This is a genomic window from Nocardioides sp. ChNu-153 (genome assembly GCF_030466625.1).
In the GTDB taxonomy this organism is placed as follows: Bacteria; Actinomycetota; Actinomycetes; order Propionibacteriales; family Nocardioidaceae; genus Nocardioides.
In genome coordinates this window covers 1-19,319 of the sequence record NZ_JADEVT010000013.1, presented here as the reverse complement: position 1 = coordinate 19,319, position 19,319 = coordinate 1, and the positions used below count along the sequence as shown (strand labels likewise).

Annotated in this window: 21 protein-coding genes; 18 read left to right on the top strand and 3 right to left on the bottom strand. The window is 74.1% G+C overall.

Annotated features, from left to right (window positions below; genetic code table 11):
* Positions 1-130 precede the first annotated feature (130 nt).
* The 7 genes from pyrH to INN71_RS14585 all read left to right on the top strand — a co-directional run bounded on the left by pyrH (position 131) and on the right by INN71_RS14585 (position 6,658).
* The gene (gene pyrH / locus INN71_RS14615) at positions 131-850 is read left to right on the top strand and encodes a UMP kinase (RefSeq protein WP_277500334.1); all 720 of its coding nucleotides are present in this window, start codon (positions 131-133) and stop codon (positions 848-850) included.
* Positions 851-925: 75 nt separating this feature from the next.
* Complete coding sequence (gene frr, locus INN71_RS14610; protein WP_277500337.1) at positions 926-1,480, top strand: ribosome recycling factor; 555 nt, start codon at positions 926-928, stop codon at positions 1,478-1,480.
* Positions 1,481-1,499: 19 nt separating this feature from the next.
* Entirely contained in the window at positions 1,500-2,372 is an 873-nt protein-coding gene (locus INN71_RS14605) for a phosphatidate cytidylyltransferase (protein ID WP_277500335.1), read from the top strand.
* A 31-nt stretch (positions 2,373-2,403) separates the two neighbouring features.
* Entirely contained in the window at positions 2,404-3,192 is a 789-nt protein-coding gene (locus INN71_RS14600; RefSeq protein WP_301800943.1) for a hypothetical protein, read from the top strand.
* A 68-nt stretch (positions 3,193-3,260) separates the two neighbouring features.
* On the top strand, positions 3,261-4,418 hold the full coding sequence (gene rlmN, locus INN71_RS14595) for a 23S rRNA (adenine(2503)-C(2))-methyltransferase RlmN (protein ID WP_277501286.1): 1,158 nt from the start codon (positions 3,261-3,263) through the stop codon (positions 4,416-4,418).
* A 241-nt stretch (positions 4,419-4,659) separates the two neighbouring features.
* Complete coding sequence (locus INN71_RS14590) at positions 4,660-5,940, top strand: glycosyltransferase family 1 protein (RefSeq protein ID WP_277501285.1); 1,281 nt, start codon at positions 4,660-4,662, stop codon at positions 5,938-5,940.
* A gap of 58 nt (positions 5,941-5,998) precedes the next feature.
* A complete protein-coding gene (locus tag INN71_RS14585; protein ID WP_277501284.1) occupies positions 5,999-6,658 on the top strand; it encodes an AMP-binding protein in 660 nt (219 codons plus the stop codon).
* A gap of 17 nt (positions 6,659-6,675) precedes the next feature.
* On the opposite strand, the gene INN71_RS14580 is transcribed toward INN71_RS14585, so the two are convergent.
* Positions 6,676-7,005, bottom strand: a complete 330-nt coding sequence (locus INN71_RS14580) for a putative quinol monooxygenase (protein WP_277501283.1) — start codon at positions 7,003-7,005, stop codon at positions 6,676-6,678.
* Between the two features lie 111 nt (positions 7,006-7,116).
* Here INN71_RS14580 and dxr point away from each other — a divergent pair, with 111 nt between their 5' ends.
* The 7 genes from dxr (at position 7,117) to INN71_RS14545 (ending at position 15,520) form a co-directional block, all read left to right on the top strand.
* On the top strand, positions 7,117-8,232 hold the full coding sequence (gene dxr, locus INN71_RS14575; RefSeq protein WP_277501282.1) for a 1-deoxy-D-xylulose-5-phosphate reductoisomerase: 1,116 nt from the start codon (positions 7,117-7,119) through the stop codon (positions 8,230-8,232).
* 10 nt (positions 8,233-8,242) lie between these two features.
* Positions 8,243-9,595 carry an RIP metalloprotease gene (locus tag INN71_RS14570; RefSeq protein WP_277501281.1) on the top strand — a complete coding sequence of 451 codons (1,353 nt, stop codon included), beginning with the start codon at positions 8,243-8,245 and terminating at the stop codon, positions 9,593-9,595.
* Positions 9,596-9,625: 30 nt separating this feature from the next.
* A complete protein-coding gene (gene ispG, locus INN71_RS14565; RefSeq protein WP_277501280.1) occupies positions 9,626-10,777 on the top strand; it encodes a flavodoxin-dependent (E)-4-hydroxy-3-methylbut-2-enyl-diphosphate synthase in 1,152 nt (383 codons plus the stop codon).
* 73 nt (positions 10,778-10,850) lie between these two features.
* Positions 10,851-11,699 carry a GNAT family N-acetyltransferase gene (locus INN71_RS14560; protein ID WP_277501278.1) on the top strand — a complete coding sequence of 283 codons (849 nt, stop codon included), beginning with the start codon at positions 10,851-10,853 and terminating at the stop codon, positions 11,697-11,699.
* A 55-nt stretch (positions 11,700-11,754) separates the two neighbouring features.
* Entirely contained in the window at positions 11,755-12,138 is a 384-nt protein-coding gene (locus tag INN71_RS14555; protein WP_277501277.1) for a DoxX family protein, read from the top strand.
* 83 nt (positions 12,139-12,221) lie between these two features.
* Entirely contained in the window at positions 12,222-14,000 is a 1,779-nt protein-coding gene (locus INN71_RS14550; protein ID WP_277501276.1) for a proline--tRNA ligase, read from the top strand.
* A 5-nt stretch (positions 14,001-14,005) separates the two neighbouring features.
* Positions 14,006-15,520 carry an acetyl-CoA hydrolase/transferase family protein gene (locus tag INN71_RS14545; RefSeq protein WP_277501275.1) on the top strand — a complete coding sequence of 505 codons (1,515 nt, stop codon included), beginning with the start codon at positions 14,006-14,008 and terminating at the stop codon, positions 15,518-15,520.
* A 319-nt stretch (positions 15,521-15,839) separates the two neighbouring features.
* On the opposite strand, the gene INN71_RS14540 is transcribed toward INN71_RS14545, so the two are convergent.
* Complete coding sequence (locus INN71_RS14540) at positions 15,840-16,283, bottom strand: DUF4439 domain-containing protein (RefSeq protein WP_277501274.1); 444 nt, start codon at positions 16,281-16,283, stop codon at positions 15,840-15,842.
* The gene (locus tag INN71_RS14535; RefSeq protein ID WP_277501273.1) at positions 16,280-16,837 is read right to left on the bottom strand and encodes a hypothetical protein; all 558 of its coding nucleotides are present in this window, start codon (positions 16,835-16,837) and stop codon (positions 16,280-16,282) included. The genes INN71_RS14540 and INN71_RS14535 overlap by 4 nt, the downstream gene beginning before the upstream one ends.
* 172 nt (positions 16,838-17,009) lie before the next feature.
* Here INN71_RS14535 and rimP point away from each other — a divergent pair, with 172 nt between their 5' ends.
* The 4 genes from rimP to INN71_RS14515 all read left to right on the top strand — a co-directional run.
* A complete protein-coding gene (gene rimP / locus INN71_RS14530) occupies positions 17,010-17,507 on the top strand; it encodes a ribosome maturation factor RimP (protein WP_277501272.1) in 498 nt (165 codons plus the stop codon).
* Complete coding sequence (nusA, locus tag INN71_RS14525) at positions 17,507-18,502, top strand: transcription termination factor NusA (RefSeq protein ID WP_277501271.1); 996 nt, start codon at positions 17,507-17,509, stop codon at positions 18,500-18,502. Before rimP ends, nusA begins: the two co-directional genes overlap by 1 nt.
* 38 nt (positions 18,503-18,540) lie before the next feature.
* The gene (locus INN71_RS14520) at positions 18,541-18,885 is read left to right on the top strand and encodes a YlxR family protein (RefSeq protein WP_277501270.1); all 345 of its coding nucleotides are present in this window, start codon (positions 18,541-18,543) and stop codon (positions 18,883-18,885) included.
* A 150-nt stretch (positions 18,886-19,035) separates the two neighbouring features.
* Positions 19,036-19,319, top strand: a 284-nt coding sequence (locus tag INN71_RS14515) for a translation initiation factor IF-2 N-terminal domain-containing protein (protein ID WP_301800931.1), incomplete at its 3' end; no start/stop codon positions are given.

The following is a 19,319-nucleotide window of genomic DNA, read 5'->3' as shown; positions in this document are numbered from 1 at the left end:
TCCGTGTGACGTGGAGCGATCCCGCCGTCACGGGCCGGCCTTCGTCGTGCCCGGCGCCTCCGCGTCCCCGGCCGTCGGGCCGGGGAGCGCGCGGCGTCCGCCCGCACGTCGTCCGATCGAAGGGAACCCCGTGACCACCGCCTACCGTCGTGTCCTGCTCAAGCTCTCCGGCGAGGTCTTCGGCGGGGGGAGCGTGGGCGTCGACCCCGACGTCGTGCAGAAGATCGCCCAGGAGGTCGCGGCCGTCGCCAACGCCGGCGTCCAGGTGGCCGTGGTGACGGGTGGGGGCAACTTCTTCCGCGGCGCGGAGCTGCAGCAGCGCGGCATGGACCGGGTCCGTGCCGACTACATGGGCATGCTCGGCATCGTCATGAACTGCCTCGCTCTGCAGGACTTCCTGGAGAAGATGGGCGTCGACACGCGCGTGCAGACCGCCATCACGATGGGCCAGGTCGCGGAGCCCTACATCCCGCGCCGCGCGATCCGGCACATGGAGAAGGGTCGCGTCGTCATCTTCGGCGCCGGCATGGGCATGCCGTTCTTCTCCACCGACACGGTGGCGGTGCAGCGCGCGCTCGAGTCCAAGTGCGACGTCGTGCTGGTGGCGAAGAGCGGCGTCGACGGGGTCTACTCCGACGACCCGCGCACCAACCCCGACGCGGTCAAGCTCGACGCGGTCACCTACAAGGAGGCCATCAGCCGCGGGCTGCGCATCATGGACCAGACGGCGTTCGCCCTGTGCGGCGAGAACAAGCTGCCGATGGTCGTGTTCGGCATGGAGCCCGAGGGCAACATCCTCCGGGTCGTGAAGGGTGAGAGGATCGGCACGCTCGTCAGTGCCGAGAGCTGATCGCTCCCCCCACCGACGCCCCCGACGAGACGCCGCTCGACCGGCGTCCCTGCAACGACGAAGGAGCCCGCAGTGATCAACGACGTCCTCAACGAGGCCGATGCCAAGATGGACAAGTCGGTCGAGGCGACCCGCGAGGATTTCGCCGCGATCCGCGCCGGCCGCGCGCACCCGAACATGTTCAGCAAGATCCTCGTCGACTACTACGGGTCGCCGACGCCGCTGCAGCAGCTGGCGTCGTTCACCGCCCCCGAGGCGCGGGTCATCCTGATCCAGCCCTACGACCTGGGCGCGATGGGTGCCATCGAGCGCTCCATCCGTGACTCCGACCTAGGCGTGAACCCGTCGAACGACGGCCGCATGCTGCGCTGCGTCTTCCCCGAGCTGACCGAGGAGCGCCGCAAGGAGTTCATCAAGGTCGCCCGCACCAAGGCCGAGGAGGGTCGCGTCGCGGTCCGCAACCTGCGCCGCACGGCGAAGCAGGGCCTCGAGCGCCTCGAGAAGGACGGCGAGGTCGGCCAGGACGACGTCACCGGCGCCGAGAAGCGGCTCGACGGCCTCACCAAGAAGCACGTCGAAGCGATCGACGAGATGCTGAAGTCGAAGGAGTCCGAGCTGCTCGAGGTCTGAGCAGCAGGGACGACGACCCGTGACCACCACCCCTCCCACGACGCCGCCGGTCAAGGACCACGGCCGGGCCGGACGCAACCTCCCGGCCGCGGTCGCGTCCGCGATCCTGCTGCTCGCTGCCATCGCGGCGTCGCTGGCGGTCTACAAGACGGCGTTCATGCTCATCGTGGCCGCCGCCGTCGTCGTGGCGGTGTGGGAGCTGCGGCGCGGCTTCCTCGCGAAGGACATCGACCTGCCGGAGCAGCCGCTCATGCTGGGCGGCGTCGTAATGGTCGTCGTGGCCTACTTCTTCGGCCCCCCGGCCCTGGTGACGGCGACCGCGGTCACCGCGCTGGCCATCATGCTGTGGCTGCTCCACCGGGGGGTCGACGGCTACGTCCGCAACGCGTCCGCTGCGGTGTTCGCGCTCATCTACGTGCCGTTCCTGGGCTCGTTCGTGGCGCTGCTCCTCGCCGAGGGCGGGGCGACGGACTTCGAGTCGTTCGACGACGGCGTGCGCGGCGTCATCGCGTTCGTGGTCGTCACCATCGCCTCGGACATCGGCGGGTACGTCGCGGGCGTGCTGTTCGGCAAGCACCCCATGGCCCCCGTCATCTCGCCGAAGAAGTCGTGGGAGGGCTTCGCCGGCTCGGCCGTCTTCTGCGTGGTCGCCGGGCTCGTGCTCGTCGAGTACCTCCTCGAGGGCGACTGGTGGGTGGGCATCTTCCTCGGGCTCATCACGGTCGTCATGGCCACGCTGGGCGACCTGTGCGAGTCGGTCATCAAGCGCGACCTGGGGCTCAAGGACATGAGCCAGGTCGTCCCCGGCCACGGCGGGCTCATGGACCGGCTCGACTCCCTCCTGGCCACGGTCGCCCCGATCTGGCTGCTCCTGCACTACCTGGTCTTCTGAGTCACCCCGTCGTGCGTGGAGAGGTCGCCTGATGCGAGGCAAGTGGGTCACGGCGGCGCTCGCCGCCGGTGCGGCGACGTACGTCGCGGGTCGGGCGCGCCGCGCAGCGGTGCCGACCGGTGCGCCGGCCGGTGCACCCGCCCCGCCCCCGGGTACGACGCCCCCCGCCGCCGCGCCGGCCCCCGTGCCCGCCCCCGTGCCCGCCCCCGCGGTCGTCCCGCCGGCCGACCCCGCGTCCCCGGCCCCGACGCCCGAGCCGGAGCCGGCCGTCGCCCCGGAGCCGGAGCCCGAGCCCGAGCCCGTCGTCGTACCCGAGCCCCAACCCGAGCCCCAACCCGAGCCCCAGCCCCAGCCGGCCGTCCCGCCGGCGGCGTCCGCCGTACCGCAGACCCCGCCGGTCGCGCTGTACCTGGAGCCGGAGCCCGAGCCCGTGCGTGCCCCGGCCCACCGGGCCGAGCCCGCCGAGCCCGCCGAGCCCCGCGACACCCGTGACGAGCCGCGGGACGACGACGCGCCCCGGGGGACCGGCACGGCGCTCGCCGGGTTCTACGCCGGGATGGTCGCCATGCTCGTCGTGCCGCTGCTCTACCTGACGCTCGTGAGCTGGGTCCTCGACGCCGGCGACGTGTCGGACGCCGGGACGGCGGCGCGGGTCGCTCCCTACGGCCTCCTGCTGCTGGCCGTCCCGCTGGTGCTCGTGGTGCTGCCCCGCACGCGCCGGTTCGGCGCCTACGCGCTGCTCGGGCTCGCGGTGACGGCGGTCGTGGTCGTCGGCGTCGCCGCGCTCGTGCTGTGGGGCCTCATGCGGCTCGACGCCTGAGGCAGCGGGCTCGCCGGCGTCCGCGTCGGTTGGGTGCGTGCAGCCACGGGTGCGATGATCGGGGGGCGATGGCCGATGACACCCCCACCCCCGTAGCGCCTCCCGAGGGCGCCCGTGCGCTCCCGCTCGTGATGGAGGCGCCGCGCGGCCGCGCCAAGCCGCCGCGCCACCTCGCTGACCTCGACGAGGCCGGTCGCAAGGCGCTGCTCGAGGAGTCGGGGCTGCCGGGCTTCCGCGCGAAGCAGCTGAGCAACCACTACTTCTCCCGCCTCACCAGCGACCCGGCGGAGATGACCGATCTCCCGGCCGGGCAGCGCGACGAGCTGGCGGCCGCCCTCTTCCCGCAGCTGCTGACGCCCGTGCGCACGCTCGAGGCCGACAAGGGCACGACGCGCAAGACGCTGTGGCGCCTGTTCGACGGTGCCCTCGTCGAGTCCGTCCTCATGCGCTACCCCGACCGCGCCACCATCTGCGTCTCGAGCCAGGCCGGCTGCGGCATGGCCTGCCCCTTCTGCGCCACCGGCCAGGGCGGGCTGCAGCGCAACATGACCACCGCCGAGATCGTCGACCAGGTCGTCGACGGCGCGCGCGCCATGGCGCGGGGCGAGGTGCCCGGCGGGCCGGGACGCCTGTCGAACGTCGTCTTCATGGGCATGGGCGAGCCGCTGGCCAACTACAAGGCCGTCATCGGTGCCGTCCGCCGCCTCACCGAGCCGTCGCCCGCCGGCCTCGGCCTCAGCGCGCGTGGCGTGACGGTCTCGACGGTCGGCCTCGTTCCCCGCATCCGCCAGCTCACCGAGGAGGGCATCCCGGTGACGCTGGCGCTGAGCCTGCACGCCCCCGACGACGAGCTGCGCAACGAGCTGGTGCCCATCAACACCCGCTCCTCGGTGGCCGAGACCGTCGACGCCGCGTGGGAGTACGCCGCGCGCACGAAGCGCCGGGTCTCGATCGAGTACGCGATGATGCGCGGCATCAACGACCAGGCCTGGCGCGCCGACCTGCTCGCCGACGTGCTGCGGGCGCACGGCGACTGGGGCTGGGTCCACGTCAACCTCATCCCGCTCAACCCGACGCCGGGCTCGCGGTGGACGGCCTCCGACCCCGCCGACGAGCGCGAGTTCGTGCGGCGCCTCGTCGCCAAGGGCATCCCGACGACCGTCCGCGACACGCGCGGACGCGAGATCGACGGCGCCTGCGGACAGCTCGCCGCCGCCGAGGACTGAGCCGCACCGGGTCCGGTGCGCCCGGGCCCCGGGCCCGACGCCTGAACGCGCGGCGACCACCCGGGCAACGCCCGGTGGCCGACCCGTCACCGGTCGTGGCCGAGGTTCCCGCCCGGTTCAACTGGCGTCCACCGCGGCCCACCCCCGCGGTTCGCGGACGTGCCTAGCGTCCCGTCGTGACAGCACTCCCCGCGGCGGCGACGCCTGCGCCCGGGGGGCCTCGCGTGCGAAGGGACGTGCGATGCGCCGCAGCCTCACCACCGCCCCCGTCCGCCGGCCGGCCGGCGCGACGACGGCCTCGCCCCGCCGGCCCGTGCGGGCCGCGTCCCGCCGTACCCTCCGTCGCCACGGCAGCGTCACGACCCTGCCCACGCCCACCGCCGCGGCCGGTCGTCTCCGCGTGCTCGTGGTCAGCGAGTCGTTCCTCCCGCAGGTCAACGGGGTCACCAACTCCGTGCGCCGCGTGCTCGAGCACCTGGCGGCCGAGGGGCACGACGCCGAGCTCGTCGCGCCGACCGGCCCCGCGACGTACGCCGGGTTCCCCGTCACGACCTGCCGGGGGGCGCACCTGCCGTTCTACCGCGACTTCCGCATCGGCCTGGAGACCCGGCGGCGGCTGCGCGCCGTCATGGAGCGCTACCGCCCCGACGTCGTGCACATCGCCTCGCCGGCGACGCTCGGCTACCAGGCCGCGCGGGCCGCGAACGACCTCGGCATCCCGACGGTCGCGATCTACCAGACCGACCTGGTCGGGTTCGCCGACCGCTACGGCATCGCCGGCGGCACCCGCGCGATGGCCTACCTCACGCGTCGCATCCACACGAGCGTCGACCGCACGCTCGCCCCCTCGACCGCGAGCCTGCGCCAGCTGGAGGCGATGCGGGTCGCCGGTCTGGGCCACTGGCCACGCGGGGTCGACCTCACGCAGTTCGACCCCGCGTGCCGCGACGAGGAGCTGCGCTCGCGCCTCGCGCCGCACGGCGAGGTGCTCGTCGGCTACGTCGGGCGGCTCGCGCCGGAGAAGGAGCTCGAGCTGCTCGCCCACGTCGACCGCCTGCCCGGCGTGCGCGTGGTGATCGTCGGCGGGGGGCCGGAGGAGGAGCGGCTGCGCGCCCTGCTGCCGGGCGCCGCGTTCCTCGGCGTCCTGCACGGCGAGGAGCTGGGCGCGGCCTACGCCAGCCTCGACGTCTTCGTGCACACGGGCCGCCACGAGACCTACTGCCAGGCCGCGCAGGAGGCGCTGGCGTCGGGCGTGCCCGTCGTCGCGCCGCGCGCCGGCGGGCCCGTGGACGTCGTGGACGACGGCACGGCCGGCTTCCTCTACGAGCCGGGCGACGGGGCGGCGCTCGCGTCGTACGTCGCGCTGCTGGCGCAGCAGCCGGCCCTGCGCCGCCGTGTCGCCCTCGCGGCCCGGCGCAGCGTCGAGGGCCGCTCCTGGGCGGCCGTGAACGCGCTGCTGCTGCGGCACTACCGCGAGGTCGTGGCCGCCCGCCGTGCGCCCGACGCGGTCCGCGCGGCCTGACCCACCGTGCCCTACGTGGGCGCCCCGTGGGGTCCGGCGGCGCCGTAGGCTCACCTGCGTGACGAACCTCGCCTTCGACGCCCTGGACCTGCACGTCGTGCGCGGCCGCGCCACCGAGCCGGCGGTCGAGACGCCGACCCGCACGGTCGACTTCGCCACGCTCACCGAGGAGGTCGCGGCCCTCGCAGGGGCGCTGCGGGCCCTCGGCACGGTCCCCGGCTCGACGGTGCTCGTGGCGCTGCCGGACGAGTACGACGAGCTGCTGACCCTGCTGGCCACCTTGCGCCTGCGCGCCCTGCCGGTGCTCGTGGACCGCGTGCACGCGGACGCCGTCGGCGTCCCGGGTCACCACCCGTCGGCCGCGACCCTCGCGGTGCGGCACCGCCCGGAGGTCGTCGTCACGGCGCACGAGTGGCCCGGCCACGTGCACCGACCGGCCGCCGTCCTCTACCGCGGTCCGACGCCGGTCGACCCGGAGGTCGAGGTCGACTGGGACCTGGCGCTGCGCGCCGGGCGCACCGACCCCGCACCGGCGTCGCGCGAGGACGAGCCCGCCCCGGGCGCGGCGCCGGACGCGCACGCGGCGGCCGCGACGGCGACGGCGTACGTCGTGGGGGAGCGAGCGGTGCTGCTCCCCGAGGTGCCCGAGGCCGGCACCCAGGTGGGGCGCCGCCTCGGTGCCCTCCTCGGGGGGCGCACGGTCCGCCTCGTCGGCTGAGGCGGGCCGGCCCGGGCTCAGGCCCCGGGCACCGCCATCTCGCCGAGCTCGGACCAGTCGTCCTGGTCCACGCTCTGGCTGACGATGCGCGGCGTCGCGGAGAGGTACTGCGGCAGCGTCCGCGTCGCGGTGCGGAAGTGCTCGGAGCGCACGTGCTCGGCCCCGGCGTCGCCGTCGGCGAACGCCTCGACCAGCACGTACTCGGTCGGGTCCTCGACCGAGCGGGACCAGAAGAACCACTTGCAGCCGGGCTCGGCGTTGCAGGCGCGGGTGAAGTCGGCCGTGAGCTCCGGCCAGGCGTCGGCGTGCTCGGGCTTCACGGGGAAGACGGCGGTGATGAAGATCAAGACGGCCTCCGGGGGCGTCGGTGGTGGACAGGTGCCCCGCCATCCTGTCGCGTCCCGCCAGCCGCGCGGGGTGAGGGGCGGGGCCGGCCCCCGGGCTGCCACACTTCCCGGGTGAGCCATCCCCGCCGCGACGTCGTCATCCTCGGCTCCACCGGGTCGATCGGCACCCAGGCCATCGAGCTGGTGCGCCGCCACCCCGACCGCTACCGCGTGGTGGGCCTGACGGCCGGCGGGTCGAACCCCGACCTCTTCGACGCGCAGGTCGACGAGCTCGCGCCGGCGTACGCCGGACTGGGGGAGCAGGCCTCCGTCGAGGCCGCCGGCATGGCCGCCGACGTCGTGCTCAACGGCATCACCGGGGCGGTCGGGCTGCGCCCCACCCTCGCCGCCCTGGAGGCGGGCACCACGCTCGCGCTGGCCAACAAGGAGTCGCTCATCGTCGGGGGCGCCGTCGTCACCCGCGCCGCCGCGCCCGGCCAGATCGTCCCCGTCGACTCCGAGCACTCGGCGATCGCCCAGTGCCTGCGGGGCGGCACCCCCGACGAGGTACGCCGCCTCGTGCTGACCGCGTCCGGCGGCCCGTTCCGCGGCCGCAGCCGCGACGAGCTGGCGGACGTGACGCCCGAGCAGGCGCTGCAGCACCCGACGTGGGCGATGGGCCCGGTCATCACCGTGAACTCCGCCACCCTCGTCAACAAGGGTCTCGAGGTGATCGAGGCCCACCTGCTCTTCGGGCTGCCCCTCGAGCGCATCGCCGTGGTCGTGCACCCCACGAGCGTCGTGCACTCGATGGTCGAGTTCGTCGACGGCTCGACGCTGCTGCAGGCCAGCCCGCCGACGATGACGATCCCCATCGCGCTGGGCCTGAGCTGGCCGGAGCGCGTCCCCGGCGCGGCCCCGGCCGTCGACTGGTCGCGCCCCGAGACGTGGGAGTTCACGCCCCTCGACGACGAGGCGTTCCCGGCCGTCGCGCTGGCCCGCGAGGCGGGTGCCGCCGGCGGCACGGCGCCGGCCGTCTACAACGCGGCCAACGAGGTGTGCGTCGAGGCGTTCCTCGCCGGCCGGCTGCCGTTCGTCGAGGTCGTCCCGACGATCGCGCGCGTGCTGGGGGCGCACGACGTACTCTCGACGGAGTCGCTCACCGTCGACGACGTGCTCGCCGCCGACGCCTGGGCGCGCGAGACCGCCGCCGCCCTGGTCGCCCCCTCCGAGCGCCCCGCCCACTGAAGGACCCCGCATGACCGAAGTGCTGCTCTACACCCTCGGGGTCGTCGTCTTCGTCGTCGCCATCCTCGTCTCGATCGGCCTGCACGAGCTCGGCCACATGGTCCCGGCGAAGGCGTTCGGGGCGAAGGTGACGCAGTACTTCATCGGGTTCGGCCCCACCGTGTGGAGCAAGCAGGTGGGGGAGACGGAGTACGGCGTCAAGGCCATCCCGCTCGGCGGCTACGTCAAGATCGTCGGGATGCTGCCGCCGGGCGGCGACGAGCACGCGGACCAGGTCGGGGTGGACCCCGACGGCCGGCCGGTCTACCGGGTGCGCAAGTCCAACACCGGGATGTTCACCCAGCTGGTGAGCGACGCCCGCGCTGCCGAGTGGGAGACCATCGGCCCCGAGGACGCCGACCGGCTGTTCTACAAGCTGACGTGGTGGAAGAAGGTCGTCGTCATGGCGGCCGGGCCGAGCGTCAACATCCTCATCGCCTTCGGCATCTTCGCGGGCCTCTTCGCCACCTACGGCAACGTCGAGGACGTGCGGACCACGACCACGGTCCAGGCCGTCTCGCCGTGCGTCGTCCCCGCCGACGAGACGGGCCGGGTCTGCGAGACGGGTGACCCCGACACCCCCGCGGAGGCGGCCGGCCTGCAGCAGGGCGACGAGATCGTGGGCTTCAACGGCGCCGAGGTCACCGACTGGCAGCAGCTGCAGACGCTGATCCGCGGCAACTCCGACGGCGCCGCGGCGATCGACGTGGTGCGCGACGGGCAGCGCATGACGCTGACGACCAACACCCTCGTCACGCCCCGCCCGACCGCCGACGACCCGGAGGTCACCGAGCCGGTCGGGTTCCTCGGCATCACCCCGCGCACCGAGCTCGCGACGGGAGGCGTGCTCTACACGCTCGAGGAGATGGGCGGCATGGCCGTCCGCACCGTCCGGGCGCTCGGCGAGCTGCCCGTCAAGGTGTACGGCGTGGCCAGGGCCATCGTGGGCCTGCAGGAGCGCGACCCCGAGAGCCCCGTCTCGATCGTCGGCGGTGGACGCATCGCGGGCGAGACGACGGCGCTGGAGGACTTCCCGGTCACCGAGAAGGTCGTTTTCCTCCTCCTGCTGATCGCCGGGTTCAACTTCTTCATCGGGATGTTCAACTTCATCCCGCTCCTGCCGCTCGACGGCGGCCACATCGCCGGGGCCCTCTACGAGGCGCTGCGCCGCGGGTTTGCCCGGCTGCGACGTCGTCCCGACCCCGGCCACGTGGACGTGGCGAAGCTGCTGCCGGTCGCGTACGTCGTGGGCTCGGCCATCCTCGTGATGGGCGTCGTGCTCATCGTCGGGGACCTCGTGGTGCCGCTCAGCCCGTACTCCTGAGCGCTCGCAGGCCCGCGTAGCATCGAGGGCATGAGCACTGTCGCCCTCGGCATGCCGGCTGCCCCGCCGCCGGTCCTGGCGCCCCGTCGCACGACCCGCCAGATCCAGGTCGGCTCGGTCGGGGTCGGCAGCGACCACCCCATCTCGGTGCAGTCGATGACGACGACGCTGACCTCCGACGTCAACGCCACCCTCCAGCAGATCGCCGAGCTCACCGCGTCGGGCTGCGACATCGTGCGGGTGGCCTGCCCCAGCCAGGACGACGCCGACGCGCTGCCGGCCATCGCCCGCAAGTCGCAGATCCCCGTGATCGCCGACATCCACTTCCAGCCGAAGTACGTCTTCGCCGCCATCGAGGCGGGCTGCGCGGCGGTGCGCGTGAACCCGGGCAACATCCGCAAGTTCGACGACCAGGTCAAGGAGATCGCGCGCGCCGCGCAGGACCACGGCACCTCGATCCGCATCGGCGTCAACGCCGGCAGCCTCGACAAGCGCATCCTCGACAAGTACGGCAAGGCCACGCCCGAGGCGCTGGTGGAGTCGGCGAAGTGGGAGGCGTCGCTCTTCGAGGAGCACGGCTTCCGCGACTTCAAGATCTCGGTGAAGCACAACGACCCCGTCGTGATGGTCCGCGCCTACGAACTGCTGGCCGCCGAGGGCGACTGGCCGCTGCACCTCGGCGTGACCGAGGCGGGCCCGGCCTTCCAGGGCACCATCAAGTCCGCCACCGCGTTCGGCGCGCTGCTCAGCCAAGGCATCGGCGACACCATCCGGGTCTCGCTGTCGGCGCCGCCCGTCGAGGAGGTCAAGGTCGGCCTGCAGATCCTCGAGTCGCTCAACCTGCGCCCGCGCCGCCTCGAGATCGTCTCCTGCCCCTCCTGCGGCCGCGCCCAGGTGGACGTCTACACGCTCGCCGAGCAGGTCACCGCGGGCCTCGACGGCCTCGAGGTGCCGCTGCGCGTCGCCGTCATGGGCTGCGTCGTCAACGGTCCCGGCGAGGCCCGCGAGGCCGACCTCGGCGTCGCCTCCGGCAACGGCAAGGGGCAGATCTTCGTGAAGGGCGAGGTCGTCAAGACCGTGCCCGAGAGCCAGATCGTGGAGACCCTCATCGAGGAGGCCCTGCGCATCGCCGAGTCCATGGAGCCCGTCGAGGGCGCCGGGGCCGAGGTCTCCGTCTCCTGAGCCGGCCGACCAGCGGGCCGACCACCGGGCCGACCACCGGGCCGACCAGCGGGGCGACGACTAGGCTCGCTCCGTGGTGACGACGAGGCAGGGCATCCGGGTGCTCGGCCCGGCCGACGTGGAGGAGTTCCTGCGCCTCGTCGACCGGGACCCGGTCGTCAACGTCTTCGCCGCCCACCGCGCCCGCACCACCCACCTGCAGCCGCGCTGGCTCGGCGGCGAGGTCTGGGGCCGGTACGCCGGGGGCGAGCTCGTCGCCGCCTGCCACGTCGCGGCCAACCTGGTGCCGGTCGAGGCCGATGCCGAGGCCGCCCTCGCCTTCGCCGAGCACGCCCAGCACCGCATCCGGTCGGTGTCGACGATCGTCGGCCCCCGCGTCGCCGTCGACACCTTCTGGTCGGAGGTGCAGGGCCGCTGGGGCCGCGCCCGGGAGGTGCGCGCGGGCCAGCCGCACCTCGAGATCCGCACGGCGCCCCACGTCGCGCCCGACCCCGCGGTGCGTCGTACGACGCGCAGCGACCTCGACGCCCTCTACCCGGCGTGCGTGGCGATGTACACCGAGGAGGTGGGCGTCTCGCCGGAGCGCGGCGGCGGGGCCGACCTCTACCGCGCCCGGGTCTCCCAGCTCGTGGCGCGGGGGTGGTCGTTCGCCAGCTTCGACGGCCGCGGCCGGGTGGTGTTCAAGGCCGAGGTCGCGTGCGCGACCGAGTACGCCGCGCAGGTGCAGGGCGTATGGGTGGCGCCGGAGCACCGGGGCAGCGGTCTGGCGGCCGCGGGGATGGCCGCCGTGGTGGCGGCGGTGCGCGCCGACGTCGCCCCCGTCGTGTCCCTCTACGTCAACGAGTGGAACACCGCGGCGCGCCGCACCTACGCGCGGGTGGGCTTCGCCGAGACCGCCCGGTTCACGACCGTGATGATGTGACGCCCGCGGGCCGGACGGCGGGCGGGCGCGCCGTACCCGGCGGTAGCCTCGCGGCATGACCACCTCGGCCGGCACCCCGCCGCTCACCCTCGGGGCCGCGGGCCTCGCCACCGGCTTCGCCGTCTCCGGCGTCGTGCACCTCGTGCGACCGGAGACCTTCGAGCCGCTGATGCCGCGGGCGCTGCCCGCCCACACGGCGCTCATCAAGGGCTCCGGCGTCGCCGAGCTGGTGTGCGCCGCCGGGCTGCTGCACCCGCGCACGCGTCCCGCCGCCGGCCTCGCCAGCGCTGCGCTGCTGGCCGGCGTCTTCCCCGGCAACGTGACCATGGCGTGGCGCGCGCGCCGCAGCCGCAACCAGGTCTACCGCTGGGGCACCGTCGCCCGCCTGCCCCTGCAGGTGCCGATGATCCGCATCGCCCTGCGCGCCGCCGGTCGCTGAGCCCGGCGGGGGGTCCGGCGGGGGGGCCGGGGGCCGGCAAACCCCCGCGAGCCGGGCGCGGGCGTCCCGCTAGCCTTCGGGGCATGATCCTGCGCCTGTCCCAGCTGTTCGTCCGCACGCTCCGCGACGACCCCGCCGACGCGGAGGTGCCGAGCCACCGGCTGCTGGTCCGCGCGGGCTACATCCGCCGTGCCGCGCCCGGGATCTACACGTGGTTGCCGCTGGGCCTGCGCGTCTACCGCAAGGTCGAGCAGATCGTGCGCGACGAGATGGACGGCATCGGGGCCCAGGAGCTGCAGTTCCCGGCCCTGCTGCCCAAGGAGCCCTACGAGGCGACGAACCGCTGGACCGAGTACGGCGACGGGATCTTCCGCCTCAAGGACCGCAAGGGCGCCGACTACCTGCTGGGCCCCACCCACGAGGAGATGTTCACCCTCGCGGTGAAGGACCTCTACTCCTCCTACAAGGACCTGCCGGTCTGGCTCTACCAGATCCAGACCAAGTACCGCGACGAGGCGCGCCCCCGCGCCGGCCTCATGCGCGGTCGCGAGTTCGTCATGAAGGACTCCTACTCCTTCGACGTCGACGACGCGGGGCTGGAGCGCTCCTACGAGGCCCACCGCGCGGCGTACGTGCGGATCTTCGACCGCCTCGGCTTCGACTACGCGATCGTCAAGGCCACGTCGGGCGCGATGGGCGGCTCGCGCAGCGAGGAGTTCCTCGCGCGCCTCGACGTCGGCGAGGACACCTACGTCCGCAGCCCCGGGGGGTACGCCGCGAACGTCGAGGCCGTCACGACGCTCGCGCCCGAGCCGCTGCCGTACGACGACGTCCCCGCCGCCCACGCGGAGGACACCCCGGCCACGCCGACGATCGCCACGCTGGTCGACCACCTCGACGGCGCCTTCCCCCGCGACGACCGGCCGTGGGAGGCCGGCGACACGCTGAAGAACGTGCTGCTGGTGCTCACCCACCCCGACGGCAGCCGCGAGCCCCTGGCCGTCGGCGTACCCGGCGACCGCGAGGTCGACCAGAAGCGCCTCGAGGGCCAGCTGGAGCCGACGACGGTCGAGCCCATGACCGACGAGGAGATGAAGGCGTTCCCCGCGCTGGTCAAGGGCTACATCGGTCCCGCCCACGGCGGGCGCACCGTGCTCGGCGAGGAGTCCGAGACCGGCATCCGCTACCTCGTCGACCCCCGCGTCGTGACGGGCACCCGCTGGGTGACCGGCGCCAACGTCGAGGGCCAGCACGTGATCGACCTCGTCGCGGGGCGCGACTTCACCCCCGACGGCACGATCGAGGCCGCCGAGGTGCGCGCCGGCGACCCGGCCCCCGACGGGTCGGGGCCGCTGGAGCTCGCGCGCGGCATCGAGATGGGCCACGTGTTCCAGCTGGGCCGCAAGTACGCCGAGGCGCTGGGCCTGCAGGTGCTCGACGAGAACGGCAAGCTCGTGACGGTGACGATGGGCTCCTACGGCATCGGCGTCTCCCGTGCGGTGCCGGTCATCGCGGAGTACAACCACGACGACGCGGGCCTCGTGTGGCCGCGCGAGATCAGCCCCGCCGACGTGCACGTGGTGGCGGCCGGGAAGGGCGAGGAGCTCTTCGCTGCGGCCGAGCGGGTGGCCACCGAGCTGTCGGCGGCGGGCCTCGACGTCCTGTACGACGACCGCGCAGGCAAGGTCAGCCCGGGCGTGAAGTTCAAGGACGCCGAGCTGCTCGGCGTGCCCACCATCGTGGTGGTGGGCAAGGGCCTCGCGGACGGGGTGGTCGAGGTCAAGGACCGGCGCAGCGGCGAGCGGGAGGACGTCGCCGTCGACGACGTCGTGGCCCGCGTGACGCAGGTCGTCCGGGGCTGAGCGCGGTGAGCACCTCGGGGCGCATCACCTGCCCGGTCCTCGTCGACCGCGTCACGACCGCCGAGGAGGCGGCCCGCCACGTCCAGCACGGCATGTCCGTCGGCATCAGCGGCTTCACCGGCGCCGGCTACCCCAAGGCGGTCCCCGGCGCCCTGGCCGAGCGCATGGCCGCAGCGCACGCACGGGGCGAGGAGTTCCGCGTCGGGCTGTGGTCGGGGGCCTCGACGGCGCCCGAGGTCGACGGCCGCCTCGCCGAGGTGCACGGCCTCGACAAGCGGCTGCCCTACAACGGCGACCCCACGCTGCGCCGGCTCATCAACGCCGGCGAGGTGGACTACGTCGACGCGCACCTGTCGCACTCGGCGCAGCAGGCGTGGTTCGGGTTCTACGGCCCGCTCGACGTGGCCGTCGTCGAGGTGGCGGCCGTGCTGCCCAACGGCCTCCTGGTGCCGGGCAGCTCGGTGGGCAACAACAAGACGTGGCTCGACCGGGCCGAGAAGGTGATCCTCGAGGTCAACAGCTGGCAGCCGCGCGACCTCGAGGGCTTCCACGACGTCTACCACGGCACGGCCCTGCCGCCGCACCGCATCCCCATCCAGCTGACCCACCCGATGCAGCGGATCGGCGACCCCTACCTGCGGGTGGACCCCGCCAAGGTCGTCGCGGTCGTCGAGACGGACGCGCCCGACCGCAACAGCCCCTTCGACCCGCCGGACGCGGCGTCGCACCGCATGGCCGAGCTGCTCGTGGACTTCCTGCGCCACGAGGTCGCGGCGGGGCGCATGCCCCCCAGCCTGCTGCCGCTGCAGTCGGGCGTCGGCAACGTCGCCAACGCGGTGATGGAGGGCCTCCTCGACGCGGAGTTCGAGGGCATGACCGCGTTCACCGAGGTCATCCAGGACGGCCTGCTCGACCTGCTCGACTCGGGCAAGCTGGCGGCGGTCTCCGCGACGTCGTTCGGCCTGTCCCCGGTGGGGGTGCGCCGCTTCCTCGACAACCCGGGCTCCTACAAGGGCCGGGTGCTGCTGCGCAGCCAGGAGATCTCGAACCACCCCGAGCTGGTGCGTCGCCTGGGCGTCGTCGCGATCAACGGCATGATCGAGGCGGACCTGTACGGCAACGTCAACTCCACCCACGTCATGGGCTCGGCGATCATGAACGGCATCGGGGGCAGCGGCGACTTCGCGCGCAACGCCTACCTCAACTTCTTCGTCTCCCCGTCGACGGCGAAGGGCGGCGCCATCTCGTCGATCGTGCCGATGGTCAGCCACGTCGACCACACCGAGCACGACGTGCACGTGCTCGTCACCGAGCAGGGCCTCGCCGACCTCCGCGGGCTGTCGCCGACGGACCGCGCCGAGCGCGTCATCGCCCACTGCGCCCACCCCGACTACCGCGACCGGCTCAGCGACTACGTGGAGCGGGCGAAGGCGGCGCGCCCGGACGCGCGGCACACGCCGCACCTGCTCGGCGAGGCCTTCGCCTGGCACCTGTCCTACCTGGAGACCGGCCACATGTGAGGCGCCGCCCGTCCCTCAGGTTCTCGCAATGCACGAACCTGCAGACGGCCTCCTGTTTACGGGCGTGGGCTGCGGGCTACACACTCGTGCAGGACGGAACGAACTGACACAGCGTTTCGACAGCAGCGCCGGACTCGACTCCCTCGAGGGAGATCTCGGGACTTCCTCGGAGGGGCCGAGTCCGTCGCTGCACCTCTCGGGTGAATCTCGCGGATCGGGCCGCGAGTCACGAGGAGCCCCGGCCACCAGGCCGGGGCTCCTCGCGTTCCGGGGCCCTTGCGTTCCGGGGCTGTGCGCGCGCCCGGGGGGTGCGGCCGGGTCAGGCCGGTGCCGCCGGCCCCTCGGCCGTCGTGCTGGGCGACCCGCCGAACGCGACGTGGCGCACGGCAGCGTCGCGCAGCCCCGCGAGCGCCGTACGACGCCGCTCACCGCTCGTGCTCGCCACCAGCGCTCCCCATGTCACCGCGCTGGCGGCCTCGGCCTCCTGCGCCGCGGCCCGCACCTGAGCGACGTCGTCGAGCGGGCCCGGTTCGACGTACGACGGAGCCGCCGCCACCGGCACGTCACCGTCGTCGCGCACCAGCGCGACCAGCAGGTCGCGCCGGCCGCGGTGGGCGGCGTACGCCGCGACGAGCCCCGCGTGCAGCACGGGTTCGGCGGAGGCGGAGACCCGGGCGCCGAGCAGGCCGTAGAGCCAGACCGCGGCGTGCTCGGCCGCGAGGGTGGTGGCGAGCGCGTCCCGCTCGTCCGCGGTGCTGCTCATGCGGCCGTCCCCGTCGGCAGGACGGCGAGGTGCTGCTCGACGGCGGCGGCCATCGAGCCGAGCGTGCGGGCCAGCAGGCCGCTGTCGGCCTCGACCGCCAGGTCCGTCAGCCGGGTCGCGACCAGGGTCGCCGCGACGCGCACCGCGCGCAGGGCGGTCGGCAGGTCGGTGGCGGGCGCGGGCTCCGCCGCGTCCGGGGGACCGGTGGGGCTCCCGACGGCCGAGGGCTCGTCCGCGCCGCCGCCCGCGTCGCTGCGGCCGCCGTCGTCGAGCAGCGACAGCTGGGCGTCGTGGAGGGCCAGCAGGCCCGCGGCCGCCGCCGCGGCCCCGGGCTGGGCTGCCGTCACGGTGCGCAGGGTGCCGCGAGCGGCGAGGACGGCCGCGACGGCCGCGTCGACCCGCTCGCGGTCGGCGTCCGTGGCCCCGGCCGCGTCGTCACCGACCAGGTCGCGCAGGTCGCCGGGCCCGCCCTCGCACCCGGCCAGCACGACGGCGAGGGCGGGGGCCGCGAGGACGGCACGCCGCGTCGCGACGAGGGAGGTCGGGGCGGGCACGCGCCGAGGTTAGCGCGCGTCGCCGTCCGCGTCGGGGGTGGCGCCCGGGGTCGCCGCCGGGGCACTCCGCGCGTTGGGGGCGGGGGCTCCGCGCGGGCTATGGTGGTCCGGCGCGCCGCCCTCGGGCCGCGGTGCGCGCCGCAGGTCGACAACAGCACAGGAGGCGAGCACCGTGAGCAGCAGGCAGGACGCCGTCGTGGAGTCCGTGGAGGCGGCGCTGACCGGGCCGCTGGGCGCGCTGGGCCTCGACGTGGAGTCGGTCGAGCTGACCCCCGCCGGCCGCCGCCGGGTGCTGCGGGTCGCGGTCGACCGCGACGGAGGCGTGGACCTCGACGTCGTCGCCGCCGCCACGAAGGCCGTCTCCGAGGTGCTCGACGACTCCGACGTGCTGGGCGAGCAGCCCTACACCCTCGAGGTCACCTCGCGCGGCGTCGACCGCCCCCTCGTGCACCCGCGCCACTGGCGCCGCAACGCCGACCGCCTCGTCAAGGTCACCCTCGTCGAGGGCGGCACCGTCACCGGCCGCATCGGGGCCAGCGACGAGACCGGGGTGGAGATCGACCCCGAGACCCGGGGCGAGGTCGCCACCCGCATCGCCTACGCCGACGTCGCCAAGGCCGTCGTGCAGATCGAGTTCAACCGGCGCTCCGCCGGGGAGGAGGACGCCTGATGGACATCGACCTGAGCATCCTGAGGATGCTGGAGCGCGAGAAGGAGATCCCGCTCGACGTGCTCTTGGAGGCCATCGAGCAGGCGCTGCTCACGGCGTACCAAAAGAGCCCGGGGGCCAGCGAGCAGGCCCGCGTGGAGCTGGACCGCACGTCCGGCCACGTGCGCGTGCTCGCGGCCGAGCTGGACGAGGACGGCACGAAGGTGGGGGAGTACGACGACACCCCCGCCGGGTTCGGCCGCATCGCGGCGACGACGGCGAAGCAGATCATGCTCCAGCGGTTGCGCGACGCCGAGGACGAGATCAAGTTCGGCGAGTTCTCCGGCAAGGAGGGCGACATCGTCTCGGGCATCATCCAGCAGGGCCGCAACCCCGACGACGTGATGGTGGACCTCGGCCGGCTCGAGGCGCTGCTGCCCGCGGGCGAGCGTGTCCCGGGCGAGCGCTACGAGCACGGCCAGCGCATCAAGTGCCTCGTCGTGTCGGTGCGCAAGGGCATGCGCGGCCCCCAGGTCACCCTGTCGCGCACCCACCCCAACCTCGTGAAGAAGCTGTTCGCGCTCGAGGTCCCGGAGATCGCCGACGGGACCGTCGAGATCGCCGCCATCGCCCGCGAGGCGGGGCACCGCAGCAAGATCGCGGTCCGCACGGCCGTGCCCGGCGTCAACGCCAAGGGCGCCTGCATCGGCCCGATGGGCCAGCGCGTGCGCAACGTGATGGCGGAGCTGAGCGGCGAGAAGATCGACATCGTCGACTGGGCCGACGACCCCGCGCGCCTCGTGGCGAACGCGCTGTCGCCGGCGCAGGTCACCAGCGTCACCGTGGTCTCCGCCGAGGCCCGCGCGGCGCGGGTCGTCGTCCCCGACTTCCAGCTCTCCCTGGCGATCGGCAAGGAGGGGCAGAACGCCCGCCTGGCCGCGCGCATGACCGGGTGGCGCATCGACATCCGCTCCGACGAGGAGGACGCCGGGTCCGGGGAGGCCGGGGAGGCCTGAGTTCGGCGTCCCGCCCCGCGGGGAGTAGAGTGTGACGAGTGGCTCGCGCGCGGAAGTCTGCCGCGGGGCCGGACACCCCCACCACCTCCCTCGCGGAGGAGGGGCCCGTCCGGACCTGTGTCGGGTGCCGGGCACGGGCCACGAAGAACGAGTTGCTGCGGGTGACCGTGCGGCTCGGGACCGACGGCCGCGAGGTCGTCGCCCCGGACCCGACGTCGTCCGCACCCGGGCGGGGTGCCCACCTGCACCCCACACGCGAGTGCTTCGACACCGCGGTCCGGCGGAAGGCCTTCTCCCGTGCCCTGCGGCGCGGGGGAGCGCTGCCCGCCGACGCCGTGGCCGAGCACCTCGACTCGCTCGCAGCACGCAGCACCACGACCTGACCGACCGACGAGGTCGCCCGCCCCGGGCGACCGCGACCAGAAGCTGGAGCACGCAGCTCATGAGCACTCGATGAGTACCTCGCGATGAGTTTGCAACACCCACCAACGGTCTGAGACCCCCGAACCGGGTCACGGGCCAGAAGGAGAAACGTGGCCAAGACCCGAGTTCACGAGCTCGCCAAGCAGTACGGCGTCGAGAGCAAGTTCGTCCTCGACAAGCTCAAGGAGATGGGGGAGTTCGTCAAGTCGGCGTCCTCCACCGTCGAGCCGCCCGTCGAGATGCGCTTCAAGAAGCAGTTCGGCGCCGAGCTGAAGGCCGCCGGCGGCGCTGCCCCGGCTGCCGAGTCGTCCGCCCCGCGCCCCGGCGCACCGCGTCCGGCCGCTCCCGCGGCCCGTCCTGCCGCGCCGGCCGCCCCCGCGGCCCCCGCCGCACG